The sequence below is a fragment of the Kitasatospora sp. NPDC091276 genome (assembly GCF_040684355.1).
Classification (GTDB): domain Bacteria; phylum Actinomycetota; class Actinomycetes; order Streptomycetales; family Streptomycetaceae; genus Kitasatospora.
Window position 1 is genome coordinate 19,741 of record NZ_JBFBFU010000005.1, and the last position, 25,835, is coordinate 45,575.

Sequence of the window (25,835 nt, forward strand, 5' to 3'; positions counted from 1 at the left end):
TCAGTGACCCATGCCCAATCCGCCGTCGACGGGAATGACGGCTCCGGTGATGTACGCGGCCTCGTCCGAACCGAGGAACCGCACGGTGGACGCGACCTCGGCGGGCGACGCGTAGCGGCCCAGCGGCACGCCCGAGACGATCTCCGCGCGGCGCTCGTCGCTGAGCACAGCGGTCATGTCGGTGTCGACGAAGCCGGGGGCGACCACGTTGACGGTGATGTTGCGCGGGCCCAGCTCACGCGCCAGCGACCGGGCGAAGCCGACCAGGCCCGCCTTGGACGCGGCGTAGTTCGACTGGCCCGGCGAACCGGACAGGCCCACCACGGAAGAGATCAGCACGACGCGGCCCTTGCGGGCCCGCATCATCAGCTTCGAGGCGCGCTTGACCACCCGGAAGGCGCCGGTCAGGTTGGTGTCCAGGACGGAGGTGAAGTCCTCCTCGGACATGCGCAGCAGCAGGGTGTCGTTGGTGATGCCCGCGTTGGCGACCAGCACCTGGACCGCGCCGTGCTTCTCCTCGATCTCGGTGAAGGCGGCGTCGACCTGCGCGGCGTCCGTGATGTCGCAGCGCACCGCGAGGACGTCGTACTTCTCCAGGGCCTCGGGCACCTCGCCCGAGCGGCTGGTGATGGCGACCTTGTCACCCGCCTCGGCGAAGGCCTGGGCGATCGCGAGGCCGATGCCCCGGTTTCCTCCGGTGACGAGAACCGAGCGGCTCAACGATCCACCTCTCTCCGTGTGTGCGGACGTACGTCGGAACGCGTACGCAGTGTGACGCTATCGGGCGGTCGGCGGTGTCGGCGCATCGGGCTCCCACAGCGCCGCACCGGAGGAACTGTCGCAATCCGACAATCCGTACCCGCAGCGCCCCGCACCTGCTCAGCCGCCCTGACCGAACCACCGCCGGAGCCGAGCCGGCGCCGCCGTACGGGAACAACACGGCCCCGCGCACCCGTTGCCCCCGTGGTGCGGGCCGACCCGGGACCGGCCGTACCGATCCCCGAAGGGTCCCGCGAGGAACGAAGGCAGGGCGCATGACCAAGGCACGGCCCAGGAGCACCCACCGAAACGGACGGCTGCTGGCCCTGACCGCCCTCGCGGCCGGCCTGGGAGCGGCCGCCTGGTCGCTGCGCGACCTGCCGGCGGCGTTCGGCCGACGGCCGGACGGCGAGCACGAGGAGCGGGTGCGCGACTCGCCGCAGTACCGCGACGGCGTCTTCCACAACGCCCCCTCCACCCTGGCCCGGGCCACCACCGCCCCGGACATCGACCGCGGCACCATCCGCCGGATGCTGTTCGACCGCGAGGGCCGCGTCCCCGCCCACCCCGTGCCGACCGTCCGCCCCGCCGGCGGCCCCGGCCCGGCCGCCGAGGGCGTGGCGATCACCTGGTACGGGCACGCCTCCGCGCTGGTGGAGATCGAGGGCTCCCGGGTGCTGCTCGACCCGATCTGGAGCGAGCGCTGCTCCCCCGCCGCGCACGTCGGCCCCAAGCGGTTGCACCCGGTGCCGGTGGAACTGGAGGAGCTGCCGCAGGTCGACGCCGTGCTGATCTCGCACGACCACTACGACCACCTGGACATGGCGACGGTCAAGCGCCTGGTGCGCAGCCAGTCCGCGCCGTTCGCGGTGCCGCTGGGCATCGGCGGCCACCTGCGCCGCTGGGGCGTCCCGGAGCACCGCATCATCGAGCTGGACTGGGACGAGACCTGCACCCTCGGCGACCTGGTGCTCACCCTCACCTCGGCGCACCACTTCTCCGGCCGCGGCCTGACCCGCAACACCACCCTGTGGGGCTCCTGGGTGATCGCCGGCCCCGACCGCAAGGTCTTCTACACCGGTGACTCCGGCTACTTCGAGGGCTACGCCCGGATCGGCGACCGGCACGGCCCCTTCGACGCCGCGCTGGTGCAGATCGGCGCCTACGACGCCGCCTGGGCCGACATCCACATGACCCCCGAGGACGCCGTGCGCGCCCACCGCGACCTCCAGGCGGGCCTGCTGGTGCCGGTGCACTGGTGCACCTTCAACCTGGGCCTGCACCCGTGGGCCGAGCCGATCGAGCGGCTGCTGGTCGAGGCCAAGGCGCAGGCCGTCCCGCTGGCCGTGCCGCGCCCCGGCGAGCGGGTCGACGTGGACAACCCGCCGGAGCTGGACGGCTGGTGGGAGATCGTCGGCTGACCGACCGGCCACCACGGCGGCGCACCGGCCGAAATGCGCTGGCCGAAACCCCCTGGACCGGCCATGATGCGGTGCGGGCGCCCCTGTGCGGCGCCGCACCGCCACCCTCCGCGACCAGGGAGCACGATTGCCTCCGATCCCTCCGGCCGACAGCGTCGGCGCCCCGCACGGGCGCGCCGTCGACCCGCTGTTCCTCGCCTTCCCGCTGCGCACCCTCGCCGACGCCGCCCTCACCCGGGCGCGCGAACTCGGCGCCACCCACGCCGACTTCCGTCTGGAGCGGGTCCGCAGCGCCTCCTGGCGGCTGCGCGACGCCCGCCCGGCCGGCACCTCCGACAGCGTGCAACTCGGCTTCGCCGTCCGGGTGCTGCTGGACGGCGCCTGGGGCTTCGCCGCCGGGGTGGACCTCACCACCGACGCGGCGGCGCGGGTCGCCGAGCAGGCCGTCGCGGTGGCCCGCCTGTCCGGCGGGATCAGCCGGGCCGCCGGCTCCGCCGAGCGGGTCGAGCTGGCCGACGAGCCGGTGTACCGGGACGTCACCTGGGTCTCCTCGTACGAGGTGAACCCCTTCGAGGTGCCGGACGCGGAGAAGACCGCGCTGCTCGCCGAGTGGAGTTCGCGGCTGCTGGCCGCCGAGGGCGTCTCGCACGTCCAGGCGAGCCTGCTGACCGTCCAGGAGAACAAGTTCTACGCGGACACCGCGGGCACCGTCACCACCCAGCAGCGGATCCGGCTGCACCCCACGCTGGAGGCCACCTCGGTGGACGAGCGCACCGGGGCCTTCGACTCGATGCGCACGCTGGCCCCGCCGGTCGGGCGCGGCTTCGAGTACCTCACGGGGGTCCGGGGGCCGTCCCCCGACGGCCGGGGCCTGCCCGCAACGGGCTGGGACTGGGACGCCGAACTCGCCGAACTGCCCACCCTGCTGGCCGAGAAGATGAAGGCGCCGAGCGTCCGGGCCGGCCGCTACGACCTGGTCATCGACCCGTCCAACCTCTGGCTGACCATCCACGAGTCGATCGGCCACGCCACCGAGCTGGACCGCGCCCTCGGCTACGAGGCCGCCTACGCCGGCACCTCCTTCGCCACCTTCGACCAGCTCGGCTCGCTCAGGTACGGCTCCGAGCTGATGCACGTCACCGGCGACCGCACCGCCGAGCACGGCCTGTCCACGATCGGCTACGACGACGAGGGCGTCGCCACCCAGTCCTGGGACCTGGTCAAGGACGGCACCCTGGTCGGGTACCAACTCGACCGCGGCATGGCCGAGCTGAAGGGCTTCGAGCGTTCCAACGGCTGTGCCTTCGCGGACTCCCCGGCGCACGTGCCGGTGCAGCGGATGGCCAACGTCTCGCTCCAGCCCGCCGCCGACGGCCCGGACACCGAGGGCCTGTTCGCCGGGGTGGAGAACGGCCTGTACATCGTCGGCGACCGCTCCTGGTCGATCGACATGCAGCGCTACAACTTCCAGTTCACCGGCCAGCGCGCCTACGCCATCAGGAACGGCGAACTCGCCGGCCAGGTCAAGGACTTCGCCTACCAGGCGACCACCACCGACTTCTGGGGCTCGATGACGGCGGTCGGCGGCCCGCAGACCTACGTCCTCGGCGGCGCCTTCAACTGCGGCAAGGCGCAGCCCGGCCAGATCGCGGCGGTCAGCCACGGCTGCCCGTCGGCGCTGTTCCGCAACGTCAACGTGCTCAACACCCAGCAGGAGGCGGGTCACTGATGACCGCGATGCAGCCCCACGAACTGGTCGAGCTGGCACTCGGCCTCGCCCGCGCCGACGGCTGCGTGGTGATCGCCGACGAGGAGTCCACCGCCAACCTGCGCTGGGCCGGCAACTCGCTGACCACCAACGGCGTCACCCGCGGCCGCCGCCTCACCGTGATCGCCACCGTGGCCGGGGCCGAGGGCACCGCCTCCGGCGTGGTCTCCCGCGAGGCCGTCACCCCGGACGAGGTGGAGGGCCTGGTCCGCGCCGCCGAGGAGGCCGCCCGCGCGGCCGGCCCGGCCGAGGACGCCCAGCCGCTGGTGGCCGACCGGCCGTCCTCCCCGGACTTCACCCGGCCACCCGCCGAGACCTCGATCGCGGTGTTCGACTCCTTCGGCCCGGCCCTCGGCGAGGCCTTCGCCCGGGCCGCCGCGCAGGGCGAACTGCTGTACGGCTTCGCCCGGCACGAGGTGGTCAGCAGCTACCTGGGCACCTCCACCGGCCTGCGGCTGCGCCACGACCAGCCGACCGGCATGGTCGAGATCAACGCCAAGACCACCGACCTGTCCGGCTCCGCCTGGGCCGGCGCCGCCACCCGGGACTTCTCCGACGTGGACGTCACCGCCCTGCACACCGAGCTGACCAAGCGCCTCGGCTGGGGCGCCCGCAAGGTGGACCTGCCCGCCGGCCGGTACGAGACGCTGCTGCCGCCCTCGGCCGTCGCCGACCTGATGCTCTGCCTCGCCTGGTCCGCCGTCGGCCGCGACGCCCACGAGGGCCGCACCGTCTTCTCCAAGCCCGGCGGCGGCACCCGGATCGGCGACAAGCTCGCCGGGCTGCCGCTCACGCTGCGCACGGACCCGGCCGAACCCGGTCTGGAGTCGGCGCCGTTCGTCCTCGCGCACTCGACCGGCGGGGACATCTCGGTCTTCGACAACGGCCTGCCGATCGACGCCACCGAGTGGATCCGCGAGGGCGTGTTGACCGACCTGGTCACCAGCCGCCACTCCGCCGGCCTCACCGGCCTGCCGCTGCGCCCGTTCGGCGACAACCTGGTGCTGGAGACGGCCGACCAGGACAGCGCGCCGACCTTGGACGAGATGATCGCCCGCACCGAGCGCGGCCTGCTGCTCACCTGCCTCTGGTACATCCGCGAGGTGGACCCGGCGACGATGCTGCTCACCGGCCTGACCCGGGACGGCGTCTACCTGGTCGAGAACGGCGAAGTCGTCGGCGCGGTCAACAACTTCCGGTTCAACGAGTCCCCGGTGGACCTGCTGGACCGGATCACCGAGGCGGGCCGCACCGAGCGCTGCCTGCCCCGCGAGTGGAGCGACTACTTCACCCGCACCGCGATGCCACCCGTGCGTGTCGCGGACTTCAACATGAGTTCGGTCAGCCAGGCCTCATAGCCACTGACCAACGGGGGGATACGAGAGACATGATGGACGAGAAGCGGCTGGTCAAGACGAGCAAGATGCTGTCGCGCATCCTGCGGCACGAGCCGGAACGGGTGGGCGTCACGCTGGACGAGTCCGGCTGGATCCGGATCGACGTGCTCCTCACCGCCCTCGCGGCCAAGGGCAACCGGCTGACCAGGGCCGATCTGGACCACGTGGTGGCGACCAACAACAAGCGCCGCTTCGGCTACTCCGCGGACGGTCTCTCGATCCGCGCCAACCAGGGCCACACGGTGGCGGTCGACCTCGGTCTGGCCGCCACCGCGCCTCCCCCGGTGCTCTACCACGGCACCGCCGACCGCCACCTGGCGTCGATCTTCCGGGAGGGCCTGCGCCCGATGGCCAGGCAGGACGTCCACCTGTCCGCGGACACCGAGACCGCGGTGCGGGTCGGCGCCCGGCACGGCCGCCCGGTGGTGCTCACCGTGAACGCGGCCGCGATGGCGGCGGCCGGCCACGAGTTCCGGATCAGCGACAACGGAGTCTGGCTCACCGACGCCGTCCCGCCGCAGTTCCTCTCCCGGCGGTCGTGAGGCCCCTCGCCCCGCCGTTCCGACTACCCGTTCCGACTACCCCTCCCGATCGGCCCTCCCGATCGGCCGTCCCGATCGGCCGTCCCGATCGGCCGGACAGTCCCCTCGCACACCCGACCGGGTGGGTCCGCCCCACCCGGTCTCGTCGTCCCCGCTGCCCAGGCGTACCGTGAGGAGGCCGCGCGGCGAGTCGCGCGGGAGCGTGGACGAGGGCGGTAGGACATGGGCAAGAGCGCTGACGGTGGGCAGGTCCACCGGATCACGGGAGCGCGGAGCAGCCTCACCGAGGACGTCCGCGGGCGGCAGCGCCGCTACGTGGTCTCGATGCTGCTCCGGACGGTCTGCGTGCTGCTCGCCGTGGTGCTGTGGGACGTCCAGCGGTGGCTGGCGTTCGCGGCGCTGGCCGGCGCCGTACTGCTGCCGTACTTCGCCGTCCTGATCGCCAACGCGGGCCGGGAGCGGGCGCCGGGGCTGCCGAGCACCTTCGACATCCCGCTGGACACCCCGCTGATGCTCGGTCCCGGTGGGACGGGTGGGAGGGGTGGGGCGGACGGGGCCCCCGGTACAGGCGGGGCAAAGACCGCTGCCACCGATCCTTCACAGGGCCCGAACTGACCGTCCGTTTCGAGACGTTTCGAGAAAATCCGGCTCGAAGAAAGCTCAGAAGAAGCTCAGATTAATCATGCAAGACCTCCCCAACCGAGGCCCCTGGCGTGACATACTGCGTACGCGCTCCGCATCCCCCGTCGGAGCGACGGACCGACGCCGGGCGGCTCCCCCCGTGGCTGCCCGGCGTCGCCATGCCCGGATCCGGGCGGGCTCCCTCCGGGCCGCGCGGAGCGCGTGAAACACTGGCGGTGCAGACCACCCGCCTAGCGCTGAGGACGACCCGATGGACACCCCGCAGACGCCGATCTGCTCCGCCAAGGGCTGCCGGGCGGACGCCCGTTGGGTGCTGGTGTGGAACAACCCCAAGCTGCACACCCCGGACCGCCGCAAGACCTGGCTCGCCTGCGACGAGCACCGCGAGCACCTGTCCCAGTTCCTCGGCGTGCGCGGCTTCCTCAAGGAGGTCGTCGCCTTCGCCGACTGGACCCCGGAGGCGTCCTAGCCGTCCGGGTCGTCCGAGTCGCCCTGACCTCGCGGGACCCGCTAGCCGCCGATCGCCGACATCGGCCGCTCGGGCTGGTGGAACTCCGGGTCGTCGATCCCGGCCCCGGCCTTCTTGCCCCACATCGCCGCCCGCCACAGCGCGCCCAGCTCGGCGTCGTCCGCGCCCGAGCGCAGGGCGGTGCGCAGGTCGGTCTCCCCGGTCGCGAACAGGCAGTTGCGCACCTGCCCGTCGGCGGTCAGCCGGGTCCGGTCGCAGGCCCGGCAGAACGGGCGGGTGACGGAGGCGATCACGCCGACCCGGGCCGGGCCGCCGTCCACCAGCCAGCGTTCGGCGGGCGCCGCGCCCCGGCGGGCGGACGGCTCCGGGGTGAGCGTGAACCGCGCACCGAGCAGGTCGAGGATCTCCTCGGCGGTGACCATCGCGGAGCGGTCCCAGCCGTGCTGGGCGTCCAGCGGCATCTGCTCGATGAAGCGCAGCTCGTAGCCGTGCTCCAGGCACCAGGCCAGCAGGTCGGGAGCCTCGTGGCCGTTGACCCCGCGCATCAGCACCGCGTTCAGCTTGACCGGCGTCAGTCCGGCGGCCTCGGCGGCGGCCAGCCCGGCCAGCACGTCCTGGTGGCGGTGGCGGCGGGTGAGGGTGTGGAACACCTCGGGGTCGAGGGTGTCCAGCGAGACGTTGACCCGGTCGAGCCCGGCCTCGCGCAGCGCCGTCGCGGTACGGGCCAGCCCGATGCCGTTGGTGGTGAGGGACAGCTCGGGGCGCGGCTCCAGCTCCGAGCAGGCGGCGACGATGGCGACCAGGCCGGGGCGCAGCAGCGGCTCGCCGCCGGTGAAGCGGACCTCCCGGACGCCCAGGTCGCGCACCGCGAGGGTGACCAGCCGGACGATCTCCTCGTCGGTCAGCAGCTCGGGCTTGGCCAGCCAGCGCAGGCCCTCTTCCGGCATGCAGTAGGTGCAACGGAGGTTGCACCGGTCGGTCAGAGATACCCGCAGGTCGACGGCCTGGCGTCCGAAGGTGTCGAGCAGCACGTGCGTCCCTTCCCGAGAATGCGGCCGGCCCGGCCACCGTCAAGGCGGGCCGGGCCAGCATAGTCATCGCCAGTCGGTGAGTGGGCGCCCGGTCAGTGGGCGCCCAGCCCGGTCAGCGCCCGGACCTCCAGTTCAGCGTACTTCGCCGGGTCGGGTCGGTCCTTGGAGAGCAGGGTGGCGATCCACCCGGCCAGGAAGCCGATCGGGATGGAGACCAGGCCCGGGTTCTCCAGCGGGAACCAGTGGAAGTCGGTGTCCGGGAACAGCGAGGTCTTCGCGCCGGAGACCACCGGGGAGAAGACCACCAGCACGACCGAGCTGATCAGGCCGGCGTAGACCGAGCTGACCGCGCCGGAGGTGGTGAAGCGCTTCCAGAACAGCGAGTAGAGCAGGGTGGGCAGGTTCGCCGAGGCGGCCACCGCGAAGGCCAGGGCGACCAGGGCGGCGGTGTTGAGCTTGCCCGCGAAGAGGCTGAGCACGATGGCCACCGCGCCGATCGCGACGGCGGCCCACTTCGCCGAGAGCACCTCCTGCTTCTCGGTGGCCTTGCCGCGCCGGATCACGTTGGCGTACAGGTCGTGCGCGAAGGAGGCGGAGGACGCCAGGGTGAGTCCGGCGACCACGGCCAGGATGGTGGCGAAGGCGACGGCGGAGATCACCGCGAGCAGGATCGCGCCGCCGGTGGTGCCGGAGCCTCCGCCGAGCACCTCGGCCAGCTGCGGGGCCGCCGTGTTGCCGGAGGCGTTGGCCGCCTTGATCGCCTTGGGGCCGACCAGCGCCGCCGCGCCGAAGCCGAGCGCCAGGGTCATCAGGTAGAAGACGCCGATGATGCCGATCGCCCAGAGCACCGACTTCCGGGCCGCCTTGGCGGTGGGCACGGTGTAGAAGCGGACCAGGATGTGCGGCAGGCCGGCGGTGCCGAGCACCAGCGCGATCCCGAGGCTGATGAAGTCGAGTTTGCTGGTGTCGCTGGCCCCGTACTTCAGCCCCGGTTCGAGGAAGGCCGCGCCCTTGCCGCTCGCGCTGGCGGCGGCGCCGAGCAGTTCCGAGGGGTTGAAGTGGTACTTGGCGAGCACCAGGACGGTCATCAGCGCGGTGCCGGCGATCAGCAGCACGGCCTTGACGATCTGCACCCAGGTGGTGCCCTTCATGCCCCCTATCACCACGTAGACGACCATCAGCGCGCCGACCGCGACGATGGTCCAGCGCTTGGCGGCGTCCCCGTTGACCCCCAGCAGCAGGGCGACCAGCGTCCCGGCGCCGACCATCTGGGCGAGCAGGTAGAAGATCGACACCACGATGGTGGAGACGCCCGCCGCGGTGCGCACCGGGCGCTGGCGCATCCGGAACGCGAGGACGTCCGCCATGGTGAAGCGGCCGGAGTTGCGCAGCGGTTCGGCGATCAGCAGCAGCGCGACCAGCCAGGCGACCAGGAAGCCGATCGAGTAGAGGAAGCCGTCGTAGCCGGACAGCGCGATGGCGCCGGCGATGCCGAGGAAGGACGCGGCGGACATGTAGTCGCCGGAGATGGCCAGGCCGTTCTGGAATCCGGTGAAGCCGCGGCCGCCGGCGTAGAAGTCGGCCGCGTCCTTGGTCTGCCGCCCGGCCCAGACGGTGATCGCGAGGGTGGCCAGCACGAACAGCCCGAAGAGGGTCATCGTGATGCCGCGGTGCTCCGTGGCGGAGCTGGCGAGCAGGCTCATTCGGCGGACTCCCGGGGAGCGTGGACGACGGCGCCGTGGGCCTCGCGGATCGCGGCGGCGGTCGGGTCGATCCGCCGGTCGGCGTAGCGGGCGTACCAGGCGGCGATGGCGAAGGTGGTGACGAACTGCAGCAGCCCCAGCACCAGGGCCACGTTGATGTGCCCGACGACCTTGGCACCCATCAGGCCGGGCGCGTAGCAGGAGAGCAGCACGTAGAGCAGGTACCAGAGCACGAAGCCGATGGTGACCGGGAAGGCGAAGCTCCGGAACGAGCGCCTCAGGGTACGGAACTCCTCGCTCTCATCGATGAGTTGGACTTCCGTAGGGGTAGTGGTGATCGGCGGCGAATCCACTCTGTCTCTCCTCACTCCTTCGGCGTAGCGGTCGCACACGGGGAACGATCGGACGTGAGGGGCGTCACAATCCGTGTGCGCGCCGCGCAATGCTAGGAGCGCCGCGCCTGCCCCGAAAGGGGTTGACCGCGATCAGCCAGTCGTTCACCCTCTCGCGCTATCCAATTGGCCGAAAACCACCACTCGCGCCACTTCACAACACCGCCGCCACATGCCGAAGGGGCGGCACCGTCCAGCAGTGCCGCCCCTTCTGACGCATTGTCAGAAAGAGATCCGGACCTTCAGCGCCGAGCGGTCGTCCATCGCCCGGTAGCCGTCCGGGACACCGTCCAGGCCCACCGTGCGGTCGAACACCAGACCCGGCTCGATGGCCCCGGAGAGGACGTCCGGCAGCAGGTCGGGGATGTAGGCGCGGGCCGGGGCGACGCCGCCATTGAGCGAAACGTTTCGGCCGAACATCTGACCGATGTCGACGCCCGCACTGCCGCCGTGCGGAACGCCGACGTAGCCCACCGCGCCGCCGTCCCGGGCGATCGAGACGGCCGTGCGCATCGACTCCTCGGTCCCGACGGCCTCCAGGACGGCGTGCGCGCCCTGGCCGCCGGTCAGCTCCTTGACCGCCTCGATCGCGGCCTCGCCGCGCTCGGCCACCACGTCGGTCGCGCCGAAGCGCCGGGCCAGGTCGGTGCGGGCGGTGTGCCGGCCCAGCGCGATGATGCGGTCCGCGCCCAGCCGGTGCGCCGCCAGCACGCCGCACAGGCCCACCGCGCCGTCGCCGACCACGGCGACCGTCACGCCCGGGCGCACCCGGGCCGACACGGCGGCGTGGTGCCCGGTGGCCATCACGTCGGACAGCGCCAGCAGCCCCGGCAGCAGCTTCTCGTCGCCCGCGGCCTCCTTCGGCAGCTTCACCAGCGTGCCGTCCGCGAACGGCACCCGCACCGCCTCGCCCTGGCCGCCGTCGGAGCCGACCTGGCCCCAGAACCCGCCGTGCGGGCAGGAGGTCTGCAGGCCCTCCCGGCAGAAGTCGCAGCTGCCGTCCGACCAGACGAACGGCGCCACCACCAGGTCGCCCGGCGCGAAGCCGCGCACCTCGGCGCCCGCCTCCTCGACCACGCCCAGGAACTCGTGCCCGATCCGCTGCCCGGCCACCCGCTGGGCCACCCCGCGGTACGCCCACAGGTCGCTGCCGCAGATGCAGGCGTTCACCACCCGCACCACGACGTCCGTCGGGTGCTGGATCACCGGGTCCGGGACCTCTTCGATCCGGATGTCATTGGGGCCGTGGATCACGGTGGCGCGCATGGGAGTTCGTCCTTACGGAGTCGGCCGTCGGGGGGTGTCGACAGCCGGTGGATGGCGTCGACCGGATAGGCGACGCCTCTGCGGAATACTCTATTCCGGTCGCTCGGCCGGAACATTTCGACCGGACACGGGCCCGGCGGCGCTTATCCTGTTGGACCATGCAACCGATCCAGCCCGAGACGTACGGCGCGCCGCGGACCGTCCCGGTCCCCGCCCAGCGCACCGCCGCCCCCGCCGAGGGCTTCGCGGTGGTCGACGTCGAGACCACCGGCCTCGGCCGCTCGGACCGCGTCATCTCGGCGGGCGTCTACCAGCTGGACCCGGACGGCGAGGTCACCGACCACTGGTACACCCTGGTCAACCCCCAGCGGGACCCGGGCCCGGTCTGGATCCACGGCCTCACGGCGGAGCTGCTCTCGGGCGCCCCGACCTTCCCGCAGATCGCCGACGAGTTCGCCGACCGGCTGAACGGCCGGGTCCTGGTCGCCCACAACGCGCTCTTCGACTGGAACATGATCTCGCGCGAGTTCTCCCGGGCCGGCCTGCGCGCCCCGGTCGAGCAGCGGATCTGCACCATGGTGCTCTCCCGCGACCTGCGGCTGCCGCTGCCCAACGGCAAGCTGTCCTCGCTCGCCGCCCACTTCGGCGTCCGCCAGCAGCACGCGCACAACGCCCTGGACGACGCCCGGGTACTCGCCGAGGCGTTCCGCCCCAGCCTGCACCTGGCCCGCCAGGGCGGCGTCCCGCTGCCGGTGCAGGCCTGCGTGGCGGTCACCGACCTCGGCGAGGACGAGCCCGCCACCCCCGGCCGCGCTTCCTGGACCGGCGCCGCCTACCGCCAGGCCAAGAAGCGCCCGCCCTGCCCGTACCCCAACCCCGGACGCTGGGAGGACGGCAAGCCGCTGGTGCAGGGCATGCGGGTGGCCTTCACCGGCGACACCGCCACCGACCGGGAGCTGCTGGAGGACCGCGCCGCCGAGGCCGGCCTGCACATCGCCACCTCGGTGAGCCGGCTCACCAGCCTGCTGGTCACCAACGAGCCGAACAGCTGGAGCGGCAAGGCCCGCCGGGCCCGCGAGGTCGGCACGCCGGTGGTCGGCGAGGACGCCTTCCTCCAACTGCTCCGCGAAGTCGCGCCGCACCCCGGTGCGTGAGCCGGATGTGAGGTCGGCGTACCGTGCCCATGTGTACCGTTTTCTGCTGACCCGCCAGTGGCTGATCACCATGCTGATCGCGCTGCTGCTGATCCCCGCGACGATCGAGCTGGGCTTCTGGCAGCTGCACCGCCACGAGGCGCGGGTGGCCCGGAACGACCTGATCGGCAAGGCCCTCACCGTCGCCCCGGTGCCGTTCGACACGGTGTCGTCGGCCCCCGGCTTCGCGGTGCCCAAGGACCTCATCTGGCACCCGGTGACGGCCACCGGGCAGTACGACACGGCGCACGAGTTCGTCGTCCGCAAGCGGACCGACTCCAGCGGGGACACGATCGGCTACTTCGTCATCACCCCGCTCAAGCTCTCCGACGGCAGGGGCAGCGTCCTGGTCAACCGCGGCTGGGTGGCCGGCGACGGCGGCGCCACCGCCTACCCGACGGTCCCGGCCGCCCCGACCGGCGAGGTCTCCCTCACCGGTCGGATGCGCGCCGACGAGACCACGGGCAGCAGCGGCATCAAGGACCGCGCCGGCCTGCCCGACCGGCAGTTCAACCTGATCAACACCGAGCAGCAGGCCAAGGAGACCGGCGTCACCACCGTGCTCGGCGGCTACCTGGAGCTCACCGCCACCACCCCGGCCCCCGCCGACCAGCCCGAGCTGATCCCCGAGCCCAACCACTCCGACATCGGCCCGCACATGGCGTACGCGATCCAGTGGTGGCTGTTCACCGCGATGATCCCGGTCGGGGTCGGGGTGCTGGCCCGCCGCGAGGCCAAGGACCGGGCCAAGCAGGCCGCCGAGGCCGAGGTGCCGGTCGAGGCCGTACCGGCGGCCTGAGGCCCCGGCGCGGAAGGACGGCCCCGCAAACGCCCCGGAGAACCGCCTACAGCACGTCCTCCAGCTCGCGCAGCAGCCGCGCCTTGGCCCGGGCTCCGACCACCGAGCGCACCGGCTCGCCGCCGCGGAACACCATCAGCGTCGGCATCGACAGCACCCCGTACGCGGCCTGGGTGCGCGGATTGCGGTCCACGTCCACGCTGACCACCCGCAGCCGGTGCGCCTCCTCGCGGGCGACGTCCGCCAGCACCGGCGCCATCATCCGGCACGGCGGGCACCAGTCCGCCGTGAAGTCCACCAGCACCGGACCTTCGGCCGCCAGCACCTCCGCGGCGAACGTGTCGTCCGTCACCGCGGGCACCCCTGGGATCTGCACCATCGTCTACTCCTTCGCCCATTCGTTCGCCAGTTCACAGCGCGGCGGCTGTCCGGAGGGCTCGGCCGCCAGCCCGTCCCGGGCCCGTACCGCCCGGTCGAACTGCCCGGCCACCCGGGCCCGGACGTCCTGCAGCCGGGCGATGCACTCGTCCAGTTCGGCGAGCTTGCGCCGGTACACCTCCAGCGAGGCCGGGCAGGAGTCGCCCTCGGGGTGGCCCGCCTGGAGGCACTCCACGAACGGGCGGGTCTCCTCCAGGCCGAACCCGAAGTCCTGCAGCGTCCGGATCTGCCGCAGCAGCCGCAGGTCCTCCTCGTCGTACGCCCGGTAGCCGTTGCCCGCCCGGCGGGCCGGCAGCAGGCCGAGCTGCTCGTAGTACCGCAGCGCCCGGGTGGTCGTCCCCGCCCGCTCCGCCAGCTCCCCGATCCGCATCCCCGCACCCGCTCTCCCGGCCCGCCTCCGCACGCCGCCGGGACCGACGGTAGACCTTGACCCGGACGTCAACGCCAGCCCGCCCCCGGCCCCACCTCACCGCGGTCCCACCTCACCCCGGCCCCCTCCACCGCCCCCGGCGCCACGCCACCCCGCCACCCCGCCCCCAGCCCTCCCCCTCGCGCCCGCCACCCGGCAGGATGGCCCCATGGATCTTGGACTGAAGGACAAGGTGTACGTGGCCACCGGCGCCACCCGGGGCCTCGGCTTCGCCGCCGCCCGGGAGCTGGCCGCCGACGGAGCCCGGGTGCTGGTCAGCGGGCGCGGCAAGGAGTCCGTGGCCGCCGCCGTCGCCGAGCTGGACGCCATCGGCGGCGCCGGGACGGCCCACGGCCTGGCCGCCGACAACGCCGACCCGGCGACCGCCGAACGGCTGATCGCCGAGGCGACCGGGCACTTCGGCCGGCTCGACGGCGTGCTGATCAGCGTCGGCGGCCCCCAGGCCGGCCCGGTGGCCACCGCCCCCGAGGAGGCCTGGCGCGACGCGTTCGAGTCGGTCTTCCTCGGCGCGCTGCGGCTCGCCCGCGCCGCCGCCGCAGCCCTCGGCGAGGGCGGCGTGATCGGCTTCGTGCTCTCCGGCTCGGTGCGCCAGCCGATCCCCGGCCTGGGCATCTCCAACGGCCTGCGCCCGGGGCTGGCGATGGCCGCCAAGTCCCTCGCCGACGAACTCGGCCCGCGCGGCATCCGGGTGGTGGGCCTGCTCCCGGCCCGGATCGACACCGACCGGGTGCGCGAGCTGGACTCCCTGGGCGGCGACCCGGACGGCGCCCGCGCCCAGGCCGCCGCGACCATCCCGCTCGGCCGCTACGGCACCCCCGAGGAGTTCGGCAAGGTCGCGGCCTTCCTGCTCTCCCCCGCCGCCTCCTACCTGACCGGTGTGATGATCCCCGTCGACGGCGGCGCCCTGCGCCCCCTCTAGGACGCACACGGGGGCGGGCGTCCGACTCCGCCCGCCCCCGGTTCACTCCACCCGCGGGGGCCTGCGCCGCCCTCGGCGCCGCCGCGACCCGGGCTGGGCGGCCTGGAGGACCCGGATCCGCAGGTCGGCGGGGAGTTCCGGGAGGCCCAGACTGGTCCGGGCGTCGGTTCGCGGGCCGGTGTCGAAGTGCTCCACCAGGGCCGCCGGATCGCCACCGGGGGTGAGCCGGACAGCGCCCCGCAGCCGCGGATGCCCGGGTGCGCGCACCAGGCGTACGCCCGCGCGCTCGACTTCGGGGAGCGTGGCCGTCCCGTTCTCCAGCGCCTCTTCCAGCGCCCGGGTGCGGACCCGCAGCCGGAGTCCGGTGGCACCTGGCGTCGGCACGACGAGGCCGGCCGGGCCGCTGCGCCGCAGCTGCGCCACCAGCCACCAGGCGGTGCCCGCGATCACCACGGCCAGCCCGCCGATGACGGTGGGCCACCACCAGGTCGAATCCGCCCAGCGGGTGCGCGAGCGGGCACTGAGCACCGGCTGGTCCGGGGAGGTGAGCGGCCACCAGCCCGGCGGGTCGGCGCCGAGCCGCCGGTACAGGTCGAGCCCGCCGGCCAGCACCAGCACGCCGACGGCCAGCAGCACCGCCCCGACCACCCCCAGCAGCAGCCGGTTGACGCCCGTCCGCCTCATCCCGCCGCCCCCACCCCGGGCACCGCCCGCACGTCGAGGCGCAGCGGCCGGGCCAGCGTCACCCGTGCCAGCTCGTCCCGCAGTTGGCACTGGACCGACACCGGGTCCGCCGCCCCGATGAGGGTGACCCGGACGCGCCGGCGGCTGATCCGGATCCGCAGCTCGTCGATGCCCTGGAGTCCGGCGGCGCGGTCGGCGAGCAGGTGCCCGATGCCGGCCCGGTCGATGGCGGCGCCGGTGTCGCCGTGCGGGCGCAGCGGGAGCCAGCGGCCGAGACCGGGGGCGAGGGCCAGCCAGAGCAGCACCCCGCCGAGGAGGACGGCGGCGCCGGCACCCACCAGCACCCACAGGTCGTCGAGGTGACGGGTGGCCAGTTCGTCGGCGATCCGGGCGCGCCACCGGCGGGTCGGGTACCCGGCGCGGACGGCGACCACGTCGTACAGCAGCGCGCCCGCGAGCACCAGCAGCACGGTGGCGACGAGCGCCGCGACGACGGCCCGCGGCGCCCGCGGCCGCCGCACCTTCTCCGGCGGGGGCCCGTCCCCGACCGCCGTCGCCTCCTCGCCGGGCACCGGTTCGCCCCCCACACTCATGACACTCCCCCGGTCACCAGCCGCTCCACGACGACGACCACCTCGGACACCCTGGTCCCGGTGAACCCGGCGACCTGCGCGGCGACGCGTTCGCGGACGGCCCGGGCGAGCGCCGCGAGGTCGGCGGGGAAGGGCAGTGCGACGGCGACCCGGACGGTCACGGTGCTGCCGGGCACGGCCACCGAGACAGTGGGCGGTGCGCCCTTGGCGGTGCGGCCGGTCCAGGCGTCGGCGAGGGCCTCGCGGGCGGCCCGGGCGGCGATGCGGGCGTAGACGCGGTCGGCGATCCGGAGTCGGCCCCGGGCCGCGGGTTCGCGGCGGGCACTGGTGGTGGGAGCCGCCATCAACGGCGCCGGTCGCGGCCGCGGAGCAGGTCGCCGAGGTCGCCCAGCTCGATGTCGCCCTCCAGCAGGCGGCCGGCCACGAAGCCGACCAGCCCGAGTGCGGCGACCAGCAGGAACGCCGCGAAACCGCCGAAGTACCCGGCGAAGCCGAGGGCCATGCCCACCACCAGGCCGACGATGGCCAGGTTCATCCGCTACTCCTCGTCCTCGCTGCCGCCCGCCGCCGGGCGCTTCGTGGGCTCGCTACTTGAGTTTGGGCCGCTGCCCCGCGACGACCGTCTCCTCTTCCTCCTCCTCGACGTCCGGCTCGTCGGGGAGGTGGACGTCGTTGACCGCGATGTTGACCTCGACGACTTCCAGGCCGGTCATCCGCTCGACGGCGTCGATGATGTTCTCCCGTACCTGCCGGGCGAGTTCGGGGATGACCACGCCGTACTCGACGACCAGGGCGATGTCGATGGCGGTCTGCTTCTCGCCGACCTCGGCCTTGATGCCGCGCCCGACGCCGGACTTGCCGCCCGGCACCCGGTCGCGCATCGCGCCGAAGGTGCGGGCGAGGCCCGAGCCGAGGGCGTGGATGCCGTTGACCTCGCGGGCGGCCATCCCGGCGATCTTCTCGACCACGCCGACGGCCAGCGCCGTGCGGCCGCGCTCGCCGGTCGGCTTGCCGGCGTCGGTCGCGGCGGAGGCCGAGGGCGGCGAGGACGGCGCGTGGGCGGCGGAGCCGGCGGCCGCGGCGTGGCCGGGGTTCTTGTGCATGGTGGCGGGGGTCGGAGTGTCAGGCATGGGGGCGCATCTCCCGTCGTACGGCTCCAGCTATATCGCAAATCCCCATAACTCTGGCATTTCGCCACGTTCCGCGCCCGCCGGGAGGGCCACCGGGATGCCTCCGGAACGCCGAGGGCCCGGCCCGGGGAGCACACCCCGGGCCGGGCCCGTTCACACGACGCAGCCTGGCTAGTCGCCGATCCCGGCGAGGTCCCGCAGGCGGCGGGCCTGCGCCGCCCGTTCGGCCGAGCGCTGCTCGTCGAAGGAGCGGCCGGCGGCGCCCTGGAGCAGGGCCTTGGTCTCGATGACGGCGTTGCGCGGCGCGGCCAGCAGGGCGGCGGCGAGGTCGCGGGCGGCGGCGTCCAGTTCCGCACCGGGGACGGCCAGGTTGGCCAGCCCGATGGCGGCGGCCTCCTCGGCGCCGACCCAGCGGCCGGTGGCGCAGATCTCCAGCGCCCGGGCGTAGCCGACGAGTTCGGTGAGCGGCTTGGTGCCGGCCAGGTCGGGGACGAGGCCGAGCGAGGTCTCCTTCATGGCGAACTGGACGTCGTCGGCGACGACGCGCAGGTCGCAGCCGAGGGCGAGCTGGAAGCCGGCGCCGACGGCATGGCCCTGGACGGCGGCGATGGAGACCAGGTCGGGGCGGCGCCACCAGGTGAAGGCCTGCTGGTAGGAGGCGATGGTGTCGTCGAGCTCCTGGTCGGGGGCGCCGGCGAGCTGGAGGAAGGTGGGCTCGCCGGGGATGCCCTCGGGGGTGAACATGGCCCGGTCCAGGCCCGCCGAGAAGGAGACGCCCTCCGCACGCAGCAGGACCACCCGGACGCCACCGGGCAGGTCACGGCCCGCGGCGGCGAGGGCGCGCCACAGGGCGGGCGACTGGGCGTTGCGCCGCTTGGGCTGACACAGGGTGACGACGGCGAGCTCGCCGTCGATCTCCAGGCGGACGCCGTCCTGCTCCCAGCTCGGGGCCTGCGGGTCGGTGACGGGGGCGGTCATGCGGGACCTCCGGTGGCGAGGGGCTTGGCTACCGGAGAGTAACAAACCTGGGCGCGCGCCGGCAGGGCGCCGGCCCGGAAAGATCAGCGGAAGGGGAGCACCGGGGGGCGGACGACACCCCGGACATGACGATCGGCGGCCGGTCCACTCGACCCGAGGGCGGACGATCGGTTCTCGTCTCCCCGGCCGGCGCCCTGCCGCCGCGCCATCCAGCCATGAGCTGACGGACCGTCAGGAACCGGCCCCGGCGGTCGCCTTGTTCTTGCCACGCGTGGCACCACCGCGGCCCCGGAGAATGACTCCGGACTCGCTCAGCATCCGGTGCACAAAGCCGTACGAACGACCGGTCTCCTCCGCGAGAGCGCGAATGCTCGCCCCGGAGTCGTACTTCTTCTTGAGATCGGCCGCGAGCTTCTCACGCGCGGCACCGGTCACCCGGCTGCCCTTTTTCAGAGTCTCGGCCACCCGTGCCTCCTCGTAGCGTTGCTCGGTCAGATTCCCATGATCACCCATCCACCGCTTCCTGGCCACCCATTCGGCAAGGTCGATGTCGGGAATGCGTGGTCCTGCGGTGGTGATCCGAGCGCAGCAGGGCGCTCACGTAGAGTGCGCGCCCCCGGGCGGATTCCGCCATCCGCCGAGAAAGGGCTGATCAGCAGCGTCGGCCCGACCACGATCGAGTGGCGGGCCGACAGGAAGTCCTTAAACGGAATCCAGGCTTTCTTCATTCCCGGACACGCCGTAAGTACTAGTTTTTCTGGTCCTGAAAGCGGAGATCGCGTCTACACCCGGTCAGGCCAGTGAGACCAGATCGGCGTAGGCCGGGCTCCAGAGGTCCTCGACCCCGTCCGGCAGCAGGATGATCCGCTCCGGCTGGAGCGCCTCGACGGCGCCCTCGTCGTGGGTGACCAGCACGACCGCGCCGGAGAACTCCCGCAGCGCGCCGAGGATCTCCTCGCGGCTGGCCGGGTCGAGGTTGTTGGTGGGCTCGTCGAGCAGCAGCACGTTGGCGCTGGAGACCACCAGCGAGGCCAGCGCGAGCCGGGTCTTCTCACCGCCGGAGAGCACCCCGGCCGGCTTGTCGACGTCGTCGCCGGAGAACAGGAAGGAACCGAGGATCTTGCGGATCTGCACCAGGTCGGTGTCCGGCGCGGAGGAACGCATGTTCTCCAGCACCGTGCGGTCCGGGTCCAGGGTCTCGTGCTCCTGGGCGTAGTAGCCGATCTTCAGGCCGTGGCCCGGGATCACCTCGCCGGTGTCCGGCTGCTCCACCCCGGCGAGCATCCGCAGCAGGGTGGTCTTGCCCGCGCCGTTGAAGCCGAGGATGACGACCCGCGAACCGCGGTCGATGGCCAGGCCGACGTCGGTGAAGATCTCCAGCGAACCGTAGGACTTGGAGAGCCCGCTGGCCATCAGCGGGGTCTTGCCGCAGGGAGCCGGGTCCGGGAAGCGCAGCTTGGCGACCTTGTCGTTCTGGCGCACCTGCTCCAGGCCGGAGAGCAGCTTCTCGGCACGGCGGGCCATGTTCTGCGCGGCCACCGTCTTGGTCGCCTTGGCCCGCATCTTGTCGGCCTGGGAGTTGAGGGTCGCGGCCTTCTTCTCGGCGTTGGCCCGCTCGCGCTTGCGGCGCTTCTCGTCGTCCTCACGCTGCTGCTGGTACTGCTTCCAGCCCATGTTGTAGACGTCGATGGCGGAGCGGTTGGCGTCCAGGTAGAAGACCTTGTTGACGACCGTCTCGACCAGCTCGACGTCGTGCGAGATGACGATGAAGCCACCCTTGTAGGTCTTCAGGAAGTCCCGCAGCCAGACGATCGAGTCGGCGTCGAGGTGGTTGGTGGGCTCGTCGAGCAGCAGCACGTCGGAGTCGGAGAACAGGATCCGGGCCAGCTCGACGCGGCGGCGCTGACCACCGGAGAGGGTGTGCAGCTCCTGGTTCAGGATGCGGTCCGGCAGGCCCAGGGCGGCCGCGATGGTGGCGGCCTCGGCCTCGGCGGCGTACCCGCCCTTGGTGAGGAACTCGGTCTCCAGGCGCGCGTACTTCTTCATCGCGTTGTCCCGGGTGGCGCCCTGGCCGTTGGCCATCCGGTCCTCGTTCTCGCGCATCTTCTTGAGCACGGTGTCGAGGCCGCGGGCGGAGAGGATGCGGTCCTTGGCGAGGACGTCCAGGTCGCCGGTGCGCGGGTCCTGCGGGAGGTAGCCGACCTCGCCGGAGCGGGTCACCGTGCCCGAGGCCGGCATGCCCTCGCCGGCCAGCACCTTGGTCAGCGTGGTCTTGCCGGCGCCGTTGCGCCCGACCAGGCCGATCCGGTCGCCGGCGGCGACCTTGAAGTTCGCGGACTCGATCAGGATTCGGGCACCGGCGCGCAGCTCAAGGGCGTTGGCGGAAATCATGGCGGAAACTACTCCTGGGACGTGGGCGGGCGGCCGGACGGGGCCCGGGGCCGGGCAGCGGGAAGGGGCGTCGTCGGTGGTCGGCACAGCGCACGGGGCGGTGCCGCGCGCCCGCTATTGCCCGGAGAAGTCAGCCATGACGGCAAGTCTACCGGGCCGCGCGGGAACCCCCGGGGCTACCGCCCAGGGGTACCGGCGGTCCGGCGTTACTGCTGGGACTGCTGGGACTGCTGAGGCTGCTGCGCCTCGGGCTGCATGGGCGGCTGGTCACCCACCGGGGCGTCCTGACCCACCGGGGCGTCCTGGGCCGGGCTCGCCGCCGGGTCGGTGCAACCGCCCTGCGGACGCACCGCCGCGAACGGCGCGGACGGGCTGCCGCAGGCCGCCTCGGGGGCGGCCGCCTTGGTGTCGAACACCCGGGCCGGAACGATCGGGCCGTCGGTGATCAGCACCCGGCTGCCGTCCAGCGCCTTGACCGAGGCGCTCGGGCCGGTGTTCAGCTGCCAGCCGGTGCTGTCCAGCCGGTACCCGTTGATGCCGCCGGAGACGGCCTGCCCGGCGCTGTTGGTGCAGCTGCGCGGGACGAGCACGGCGTACTCGGTGCCGACCGTGCGCAGCGGGTCGTAGACGCAGCTGCCGGGCGGCTTGGAGTTGTAGCGCAGGTCACCGTCGGCGTCGCGCAGGCCCATGGTCAGGTTCGGGGTCACCACGGCCACCCAGGCGGAGCCGCCCTGCGGGACGGTGTGCAGGGCCGCCGCGGCCCGCTCCTGGGCCAGCTCCTTGCGCTGCGCGTCGGTGCGCTTGTCGGCGCCGGGCTCGCCGTCGCCGCGCAGCCAGTCCGCCAGGCCGGGCACCGCCCGGTGCCAGCGCACCTCGTGGTCGCCCGGGCGAACCGAGGTGACCAGGCCGTCGTCCCAGACCACGATGGCGTTGTCCCCCGCCATCGACAGGTACAGCGCGGTGGCGCCCTCGCGGCGGTAGGACCAGGCCTGCTCGCCGCTCTGCCGGTGGAAGGCCTCCAGTCCGGGGCCGACCTTCAGATCCAGGTCGGCCGTGCTCAGCGACTGCGTGCTGACCGGCGTGGCCTCCGCCTCGCCCGGCCCCGCCACCCGGTCGCCGAACGGCACCGGCTTGTTGGCGTGCGCCGCCGCACCGGCCGCAAGGACCAGCATCACCGCCAGGGCAGGCAGGGTCGAGCGGGGGGTCAGTACACGCAGCGGCTTCCAGGACACGGCCGGAGCGTACCTTTCACCGGGCACGCGAGTCAGCCTGGAATCGCCCCCGCCCCACCCCTCGGACCGCGTGTCCGGCCGCGCGCGCCCTCCCCGCGCACCCGCCCGCCCACCTGCACCGTCGGTGCCGAGGCCGGGCCGCCGCCCGCTCCGGGGCCCGGCGCCGGGGCCCGGCCGGACCGTTACAGAGCTGATACACGCGGCGAGGCCCGGCCGGGCGTTGCGGCAGACGGCGTTCGAATACCGCCCACTTTAGGGTGACATTCGGCTTTTCCGACGCCCGTCGGGCCTACTGTCGGCGAGCGGAGCGCCACGGTCCGTCCAGCGCGCCCCCGCCCCGCGACGCCCGGAGGAGAGACCATGCGAATCGGCCGCCTGACGCTGGCCGCCGCCGCCCTGCTGCTGATGGCCACGGCCAGCGTCCCGGCCGGGTCGCCGCTCAGCCAGACCGAACGGCACACCCTCTCCTCGGACGCCTTCGAGCCGCGCGGCGCCGCCCCCCGCCCGCCCGTCCAGCGGCCCAAGCACGAGCCGCCGTTCGGCGCCTTCGTCGGTTCCTGGGACGACTACATCCCGCAGATCGGCCGGTACGCGCAGTGGCTGGGCGACGCCAACCTGCAAGTCGGCCACACCTACCTGGCGGGCAACAGCTGGGCCGACGTCGAGGGCGAGCTGATGGTGCTCGGCATGTGGTCGCAGTGGCGGCTGGCCGACCCGTCCCGGACGCTCGTCCTCGGCGTGCCGATGCTGGTGCCCAACGAGGCGAACGTGCCGGACGGCGAGGTCGCCAAGCTGCTCGCCCAGGGCGCGCGCGGGGACTTCGACCGGCACTTCCTGCGGCTCGCCCACCGGCTGGTGTCCCTCGGCGGCGCGGACACCGTGCTCACGCTCGGCTGGGAGATGAACGGCGTCACCTACACGCACCGCTGCAAGCCCGACCCGTCCGCGTGGAAGGCGTACTGGCGACGGATCGTCGGCGTGATGCGCTCGGTGCCGGGGCAGCGGTTCCGCTTCGACTTCACCCCGAACCGGGGCCTGGACGCCATCCCGTGGACCAAGTGCTACCCCGGCGACGACGTGGTCGACATCATCGGCATGGACAACTACGACCAGCCCGCCGGGGGCACCTTCGACGACTACGTGCGCGAGCCGTACGGGCTTCAGGACCAGGTGGAGTTCGCCGCCAAGCGCGGCAAGCCGGTCTCCTACCCGGAGTGGGGGCTGTTCCGCAACGGCGACAACCCGGAGTTCGTGCAGCGGATGGTCGAGTGGATGCGCACCCACGACACCGCCTACCAGACCGTCACCGACTACTGCCCGCACGGCTTCTTCGAGTGCGACCGCAACCCGCGCTCCGCCGCCCGGTTCAAGCAGCTGATGTCCGGGTCGAAGGGGGCGCCGCCGGTGGTGCCGACGGCGCCCCAGGCCCCCGTCCCGCCGATCGTCCCGCCGCGCCCGCCCGCGCCCTCGGCCGTGCCCGGGGCCCCGAGCGTGGTGCCCGGCCCGTCCGCGAGCCCGTCGCCGGGCCCCTCGGCCACCACGTCGGCGAGCCCCTCGGCGAGCCCGTCCGCGAGTCCCTCGGCGGCCCGGACGCCCGCCCGGCGCTGAGCCCGGGCGGGGGCGGTCAGCCGCGGCGGCGGGCCAGCAGGGCCTCCTTGAGCCTCGGGAAGCGGGTCCGCAGCACGTGCGCCGCCTGCTGGCGGACGCGCACCGCGCCGGACCGGGCGACGGCCGCCGGCGCCGGCCCGGGCGGACCGAACAGCAGGCGCTGGTTGGACAGCTGGTCCGGCCGCCAGCGCTGCTTGTACGGCTCCTGGCCGCGCAGCAGGCCGAGCAGCGGGACGCCCGCGCCGACCGTCTCGTCCAGGGCGGCGCTGAACAGCAGCCCGGCGATGTCCAGCCGCTCGCGCAGCACCGGGTGCGCGCCGTACATGTACAGGCCGCCGAAGGAGGGGCAGAGCAGCAGCAGGTTCACCGCGACCAGTTCGCCGTTCAGCCGGAACTGGTGGACGGCCGCCCTGCCGGTGGCGACCAGGCCGACGGTGGACTCGGTCAGGTGGCGGGCGAAGCGCTCGGTGCGGTGCTCCGGGGTGACGCCGCGCTCCTGCCACTGCAGGAAGTGCAGCCGCAGCAGGCCCTCCAGCGCCGCCGGCACCTCGGCCGCCGGCGTCGAGCTGACCTGCACCCCGGCCTCGGCGATCTTGCGCAGCTTCACCCGGCTGCGCTGCGCGGTCTTGCCGGGCACCCGCTTGAGCAGCCGGTCCATCGGGACGGCCGGCAGGTACTGGCAGAGCGAGTCCTGGTAGCGGCGGCGTCGGCCGTGCCAGTGCTCGTACACCCGCTGCACCGCCGCCTCGGGGTGCACCTCGCGCAGCTCCAGGGAGTGCCACGGGCGGGTGAGCGGGAGGGCGGCGGCGAACTCGGCGGCGGCCCGGTCGGCGCAGTCGTCGTCGAGCAGCACGTCGGAGTAGTCGACCAGCCCGGCGCCCAGGGCGGTCAGCCCACCGAGCGGGCCGCCGCGGCGTCTGAAGGCACCCGCGCCGACCAGCAGGCCGTCCCGGCGGACGAGCACCACCAGCAGGCGGCCCGGGCTGCCGTAGTGGCGCCACCAGGAGCGCTGCCAGTCGGCGGCCTGGAAGAAGGTGGCGGTCCGGCAGCGGGCGGCCAGGTCGTCCCACTCCTCGGCGAGGGTGTCCAGAGCGTCGTCCTCACGGCGCAGCTCGGTGGTCCAGCCCGGCGCAGCCGGCTGGGCGGGGAGGCCGGCGTGCCGGATCTCAGTGCTCATCGCCCGCTCCCGGCCGCGGCCTTCTCCTTGGCCGGGGGCTCCTCGGCGCTCTTCTTCACGGCAGCGGCCTTCCCGGGCCTCCCTTCCGCCTTCTCGGCCTTCTCCGCCTTCTCGGCCTTCTCCGCCTTCTCGGCCTTCTCGGTCTCCTCCGCCTGGCCGGTCTTGCCGGCCTGGTCGGCGGCGGGCGGCTCCTCGCCGCGCGGGCGGGGGGTGGCCGGCGTCGTCGGCTCCACCGGGGCCCCGGCGGGCTCGGCGGCCTCCGGCAGGGCGGCCTCGCCCCGGCGGCGGGTCATCATCACCAGGGCCCCCACCAGCAACCCGGCCGCGCCACCGACCGCGACGTCCAGCGTGGCGGACGGGGTGGTCGGCTTGTCCGGCTCGGCGGCCGGGGCCAGCGTCACCAGCCGGACGCTGGTGTCCCTGCTGCTGGTGTTCGCGAAGGAGACCAGCGAGCGGGCCACCGCGTCGGCGGTCTGGGCCGCCTCCTGGGGGCGCGTCCCGGTGCCGGTGATCTCGATCATCGGGGCGTCCGGGGAGGTGGTCCCGTGCACCAGGGACTCCAGCTCGGCACGGGTGTGGCCGGTCTCGGCGGCCGCCACCGCGAGCACCTGCGGCTGGCCCGCCAACCGCCCGTACGCCTGGGCGAAGTTGGTCGCGGTGGCGGCCTCCCCCGGGTTCTGCGGCACCACGAGGACGTAGGCGCTGGCGGCGTACGAGGGGTGCGAGACGACGGCGTACCCGGCGCCGGCCGCGGCGCCCAGCGGCACCGCGAGCGCCACCGGCCACCAGCGGCGGACCAGGTGGCGGGCCCTTCGGCGCGGTGTGGTCATGGGTGTGACTCCTTGGGTATGTGACGGCGGTTCCGGCGGCGGC

28 protein-coding genes are annotated in these 25,835 nt (G+C 73.5%); 10 read left to right on the forward strand and 18 right to left on the reverse strand.

What is annotated here, in order from left to right:
* The gene (fabG, locus tag AB0O19_RS07725) at positions 1 to 720 is read right to left on the reverse strand and encodes a 3-oxoacyl-[acyl-carrier-protein] reductase (RefSeq protein ID WP_350887665.1); all 720 of its coding nucleotides are present in this window, start codon (positions 718 to 720) and stop codon (positions 1 to 3) included.
* A gap of 314 nt (positions 721 to 1,034) precedes the next feature.
* On the opposite strand from fabG, the gene AB0O19_RS07730 reads away from it, so the two are divergent.
* From AB0O19_RS07730 to AB0O19_RS07755, 6 genes are all read left to right on the forward strand, one after another.
* Complete coding sequence (locus AB0O19_RS07730) at positions 1,035 to 2,180, forward strand: MBL fold metallo-hydrolase (RefSeq protein WP_363580659.1); 1,146 nt, start codon at positions 1,035 to 1,037, stop codon at positions 2,178 to 2,180.
* A 127-nt stretch (positions 2,181 to 2,307) separates the two neighbouring features.
* On the forward strand, positions 2,308 to 3,909 hold the full coding sequence (locus AB0O19_RS07735) for a TldD/PmbA family protein (RefSeq protein WP_363618525.1): 1,602 nt from the start codon (positions 2,308 to 2,310) through the stop codon (positions 3,907 to 3,909).
* Positions 3,909 to 5,306, forward strand: a complete 1,398-nt coding sequence (locus AB0O19_RS07740; RefSeq protein WP_363618527.1) for a metallopeptidase TldD-related protein — start codon at positions 3,909 to 3,911, stop codon at positions 5,304 to 5,306. Before AB0O19_RS07735 ends, AB0O19_RS07740 begins: the two co-directional genes overlap by 1 nt.
* 32 nt (positions 5,307 to 5,338) lie before the next feature.
* Entirely contained in the window at positions 5,339 to 5,887 is a 549-nt protein-coding gene (locus AB0O19_RS07745) for an RNA 2'-phosphotransferase (RefSeq protein ID WP_363618838.1), read from the forward strand.
* A 222-nt stretch (positions 5,888 to 6,109) separates the two neighbouring features.
* Positions 6,110 to 6,502, forward strand: a complete 393-nt coding sequence (locus AB0O19_RS07750; protein ID WP_363618529.1) for a DUF3099 domain-containing protein — start codon at positions 6,110 to 6,112, stop codon at positions 6,500 to 6,502.
* A 277-nt stretch (positions 6,503 to 6,779) separates the two neighbouring features.
* Positions 6,780 to 6,998, forward strand: coding sequence for a hypothetical protein (locus tag AB0O19_RS07755; protein WP_363618531.1), 219 nt, complete (start codon positions 6,780 to 6,782; stop codon positions 6,996 to 6,998).
* A 41-nt stretch (positions 6,999 to 7,039) separates the two neighbouring features.
* Here the strand turns inward: AB0O19_RS07755 and moaA are convergent, their stop codons facing one another.
* From moaA to AB0O19_RS07775, 4 genes are all read right to left on the reverse strand, one after another.
* Complete coding sequence (gene moaA, locus AB0O19_RS07760; protein ID WP_363580649.1) at positions 7,040 to 8,029, reverse strand: GTP 3',8-cyclase MoaA; 990 nt, start codon at positions 8,027 to 8,029, stop codon at positions 7,040 to 7,042.
* Between the two features lie 92 nt (positions 8,030 to 8,121).
* Positions 8,122 to 9,732, reverse strand: coding sequence for a cation acetate symporter (locus AB0O19_RS07765; protein WP_350880245.1), 1,611 nt, complete (start codon positions 9,730 to 9,732; stop codon positions 8,122 to 8,124).
* Positions 9,729 to 10,085, reverse strand: a complete 357-nt coding sequence (locus AB0O19_RS07770) for a DUF485 domain-containing protein (RefSeq protein WP_063349620.1) — start codon at positions 10,083 to 10,085, stop codon at positions 9,729 to 9,731. The genes AB0O19_RS07765 and AB0O19_RS07770 overlap by 4 nt, the downstream gene beginning before the upstream one ends.
* A 261-nt stretch (positions 10,086 to 10,346) precedes the next feature.
* The gene (locus AB0O19_RS07775; RefSeq protein ID WP_363618533.1) at positions 10,347 to 11,390 is read right to left on the reverse strand and encodes a zinc-dependent alcohol dehydrogenase family protein; all 1,044 of its coding nucleotides are present in this window, start codon (positions 11,388 to 11,390) and stop codon (positions 10,347 to 10,349) included.
* A gap of 158 nt (positions 11,391 to 11,548) precedes the next feature.
* On the opposite strand from AB0O19_RS07775, the gene AB0O19_RS07780 reads away from it, so the two are divergent.
* Entirely contained in the window at positions 11,549 to 12,544 is a 996-nt protein-coding gene (locus AB0O19_RS07780) for a DEDDh family exonuclease (protein ID WP_363580645.1), read from the forward strand.
* Positions 12,545 to 12,575: 31 nt separating this feature from the next.
* Positions 12,576 to 13,382, forward strand: coding sequence for an SURF1 family cytochrome oxidase biogenesis protein (locus tag AB0O19_RS07785; RefSeq protein WP_363618535.1), 807 nt, complete (start codon positions 12,576 to 12,578; stop codon positions 13,380 to 13,382).
* 46 nt (positions 13,383 to 13,428) lie between these two features.
* Here AB0O19_RS07785 and trxA read toward each other — a convergent pair whose 3' ends face one another.
* Positions 13,429 to 13,761: a thioredoxin gene (trxA, locus tag AB0O19_RS07790; RefSeq protein ID WP_063349617.1), complete on the reverse strand. Its 333-nt coding sequence runs from the start codon at positions 13,759 to 13,761 to the stop codon at positions 13,429 to 13,431.
* Between the two features lie 3 nt (positions 13,762 to 13,764).
* The gene (locus tag AB0O19_RS07795; RefSeq protein ID WP_350880255.1) at positions 13,765 to 14,190 is read right to left on the reverse strand and encodes a MerR family transcriptional regulator; all 426 of its coding nucleotides are present in this window, start codon (positions 14,188 to 14,190) and stop codon (positions 13,765 to 13,767) included.
* Between the two features lie 208 nt (positions 14,191 to 14,398).
* Here AB0O19_RS07795 and AB0O19_RS07800 point away from each other — a divergent pair, with 208 nt between their 5' ends.
* Positions 14,399 to 15,169, forward strand: coding sequence for an SDR family oxidoreductase (locus AB0O19_RS07800; protein WP_363618537.1), 771 nt, complete (start codon positions 14,399 to 14,401; stop codon positions 15,167 to 15,169).
* A gap of 42 nt (positions 15,170 to 15,211) precedes the next feature.
* On the opposite strand, the gene AB0O19_RS07805 is transcribed toward AB0O19_RS07800, so the two are convergent.
* From AB0O19_RS07805 to AB0O19_RS07845, 9 genes are all read right to left on the reverse strand, one after another.
* The gene (locus AB0O19_RS07805) at positions 15,212 to 15,853 is read right to left on the reverse strand and encodes an alkaline shock response membrane anchor protein AmaP (protein WP_363618539.1); all 642 of its coding nucleotides are present in this window, start codon (positions 15,851 to 15,853) and stop codon (positions 15,212 to 15,214) included.
* On the reverse strand, positions 15,850 to 16,446 hold the full coding sequence (locus AB0O19_RS07810) for a DUF6286 domain-containing protein (RefSeq protein ID WP_363618541.1): 597 nt from the start codon (positions 16,444 to 16,446) through the stop codon (positions 15,850 to 15,852). Before AB0O19_RS07810 ends, AB0O19_RS07805 begins: the two co-directional genes overlap by 4 nt.
* Positions 16,443 to 16,790, reverse strand: coding sequence for an Asp23/Gls24 family envelope stress response protein (locus tag AB0O19_RS07815; RefSeq protein ID WP_363580635.1), 348 nt, complete (start codon positions 16,788 to 16,790; stop codon positions 16,443 to 16,445). Before AB0O19_RS07815 ends, AB0O19_RS07810 begins: the two co-directional genes overlap by 4 nt.
* Positions 16,790 to 16,981, reverse strand: a complete 192-nt coding sequence (locus tag AB0O19_RS07820) for a hypothetical protein (protein WP_063349611.1) — start codon at positions 16,979 to 16,981, stop codon at positions 16,790 to 16,792. Before AB0O19_RS07820 ends, AB0O19_RS07815 begins: the two co-directional genes overlap by 1 nt.
* Positions 16,982 to 17,033: 52 nt before the next feature.
* Entirely contained in the window at positions 17,034 to 17,576 is a 543-nt protein-coding gene (locus AB0O19_RS07825) for an Asp23/Gls24 family envelope stress response protein (protein ID WP_363618543.1), read from the reverse strand.
* 171 nt (positions 17,577 to 17,747) lie between these two features.
* Positions 17,748 to 18,554: an enoyl-CoA hydratase/isomerase family protein gene (locus tag AB0O19_RS07830; RefSeq protein ID WP_363580631.1), complete on the reverse strand. Its 807-nt coding sequence runs from the start codon at positions 18,552 to 18,554 to the stop codon at positions 17,748 to 17,750.
* A gap of 231 nt (positions 18,555 to 18,785) precedes the next feature.
* On the reverse strand, positions 18,786 to 19,019 hold the full coding sequence (locus tag AB0O19_RS07835; RefSeq protein ID WP_030059940.1) for a helix-turn-helix domain-containing protein: 234 nt from the start codon (positions 19,017 to 19,019) through the stop codon (positions 18,786 to 18,788).
* Positions 19,020 to 19,346: 327 nt separating this feature from the next.
* Complete coding sequence (gene abc-f / locus AB0O19_RS07840; protein ID WP_363618545.1) at positions 19,347 to 20,945, reverse strand: ribosomal protection-like ABC-F family protein; 1,599 nt, start codon at positions 20,943 to 20,945, stop codon at positions 19,347 to 19,349.
* A gap of 206 nt (positions 20,946 to 21,151) precedes the next feature.
* Positions 21,152 to 22,177: a hypothetical protein gene (locus tag AB0O19_RS07845; RefSeq protein WP_363618547.1), complete on the reverse strand. Its 1,026-nt coding sequence runs from the start codon at positions 22,175 to 22,177 to the stop codon at positions 21,152 to 21,154.
* Between the two features lie 360 nt (positions 22,178 to 22,537).
* Here AB0O19_RS07845 and AB0O19_RS07850 point away from each other — a divergent pair, with 360 nt between their 5' ends.
* Complete coding sequence (locus AB0O19_RS07850) at positions 22,538 to 23,785, forward strand: glycosyl hydrolase (RefSeq protein WP_363618549.1); 1,248 nt, start codon at positions 22,538 to 22,540, stop codon at positions 23,783 to 23,785.
* 16 nt (positions 23,786 to 23,801) lie between these two features.
* Here the strand turns inward: AB0O19_RS07850 and AB0O19_RS07855 are convergent, their stop codons facing one another.
* Both AB0O19_RS07855 and AB0O19_RS07860 read right to left on the reverse strand, forming a co-directional pair.
* On the reverse strand, positions 23,802 to 24,962 hold the full coding sequence (locus AB0O19_RS07855; protein WP_363618551.1) for a GNAT family N-acetyltransferase: 1,161 nt from the start codon (positions 24,960 to 24,962) through the stop codon (positions 23,802 to 23,804).
* Positions 24,959 to 25,792, reverse strand: a complete 834-nt coding sequence (locus AB0O19_RS07860) for a Wzz/FepE/Etk N-terminal domain-containing protein (protein ID WP_363618553.1) — start codon at positions 25,790 to 25,792, stop codon at positions 24,959 to 24,961. The genes AB0O19_RS07855 and AB0O19_RS07860 overlap by 4 nt, the downstream gene beginning before the upstream one ends.
* Positions 25,793 to 25,835 lie beyond the last annotated feature (43 nt).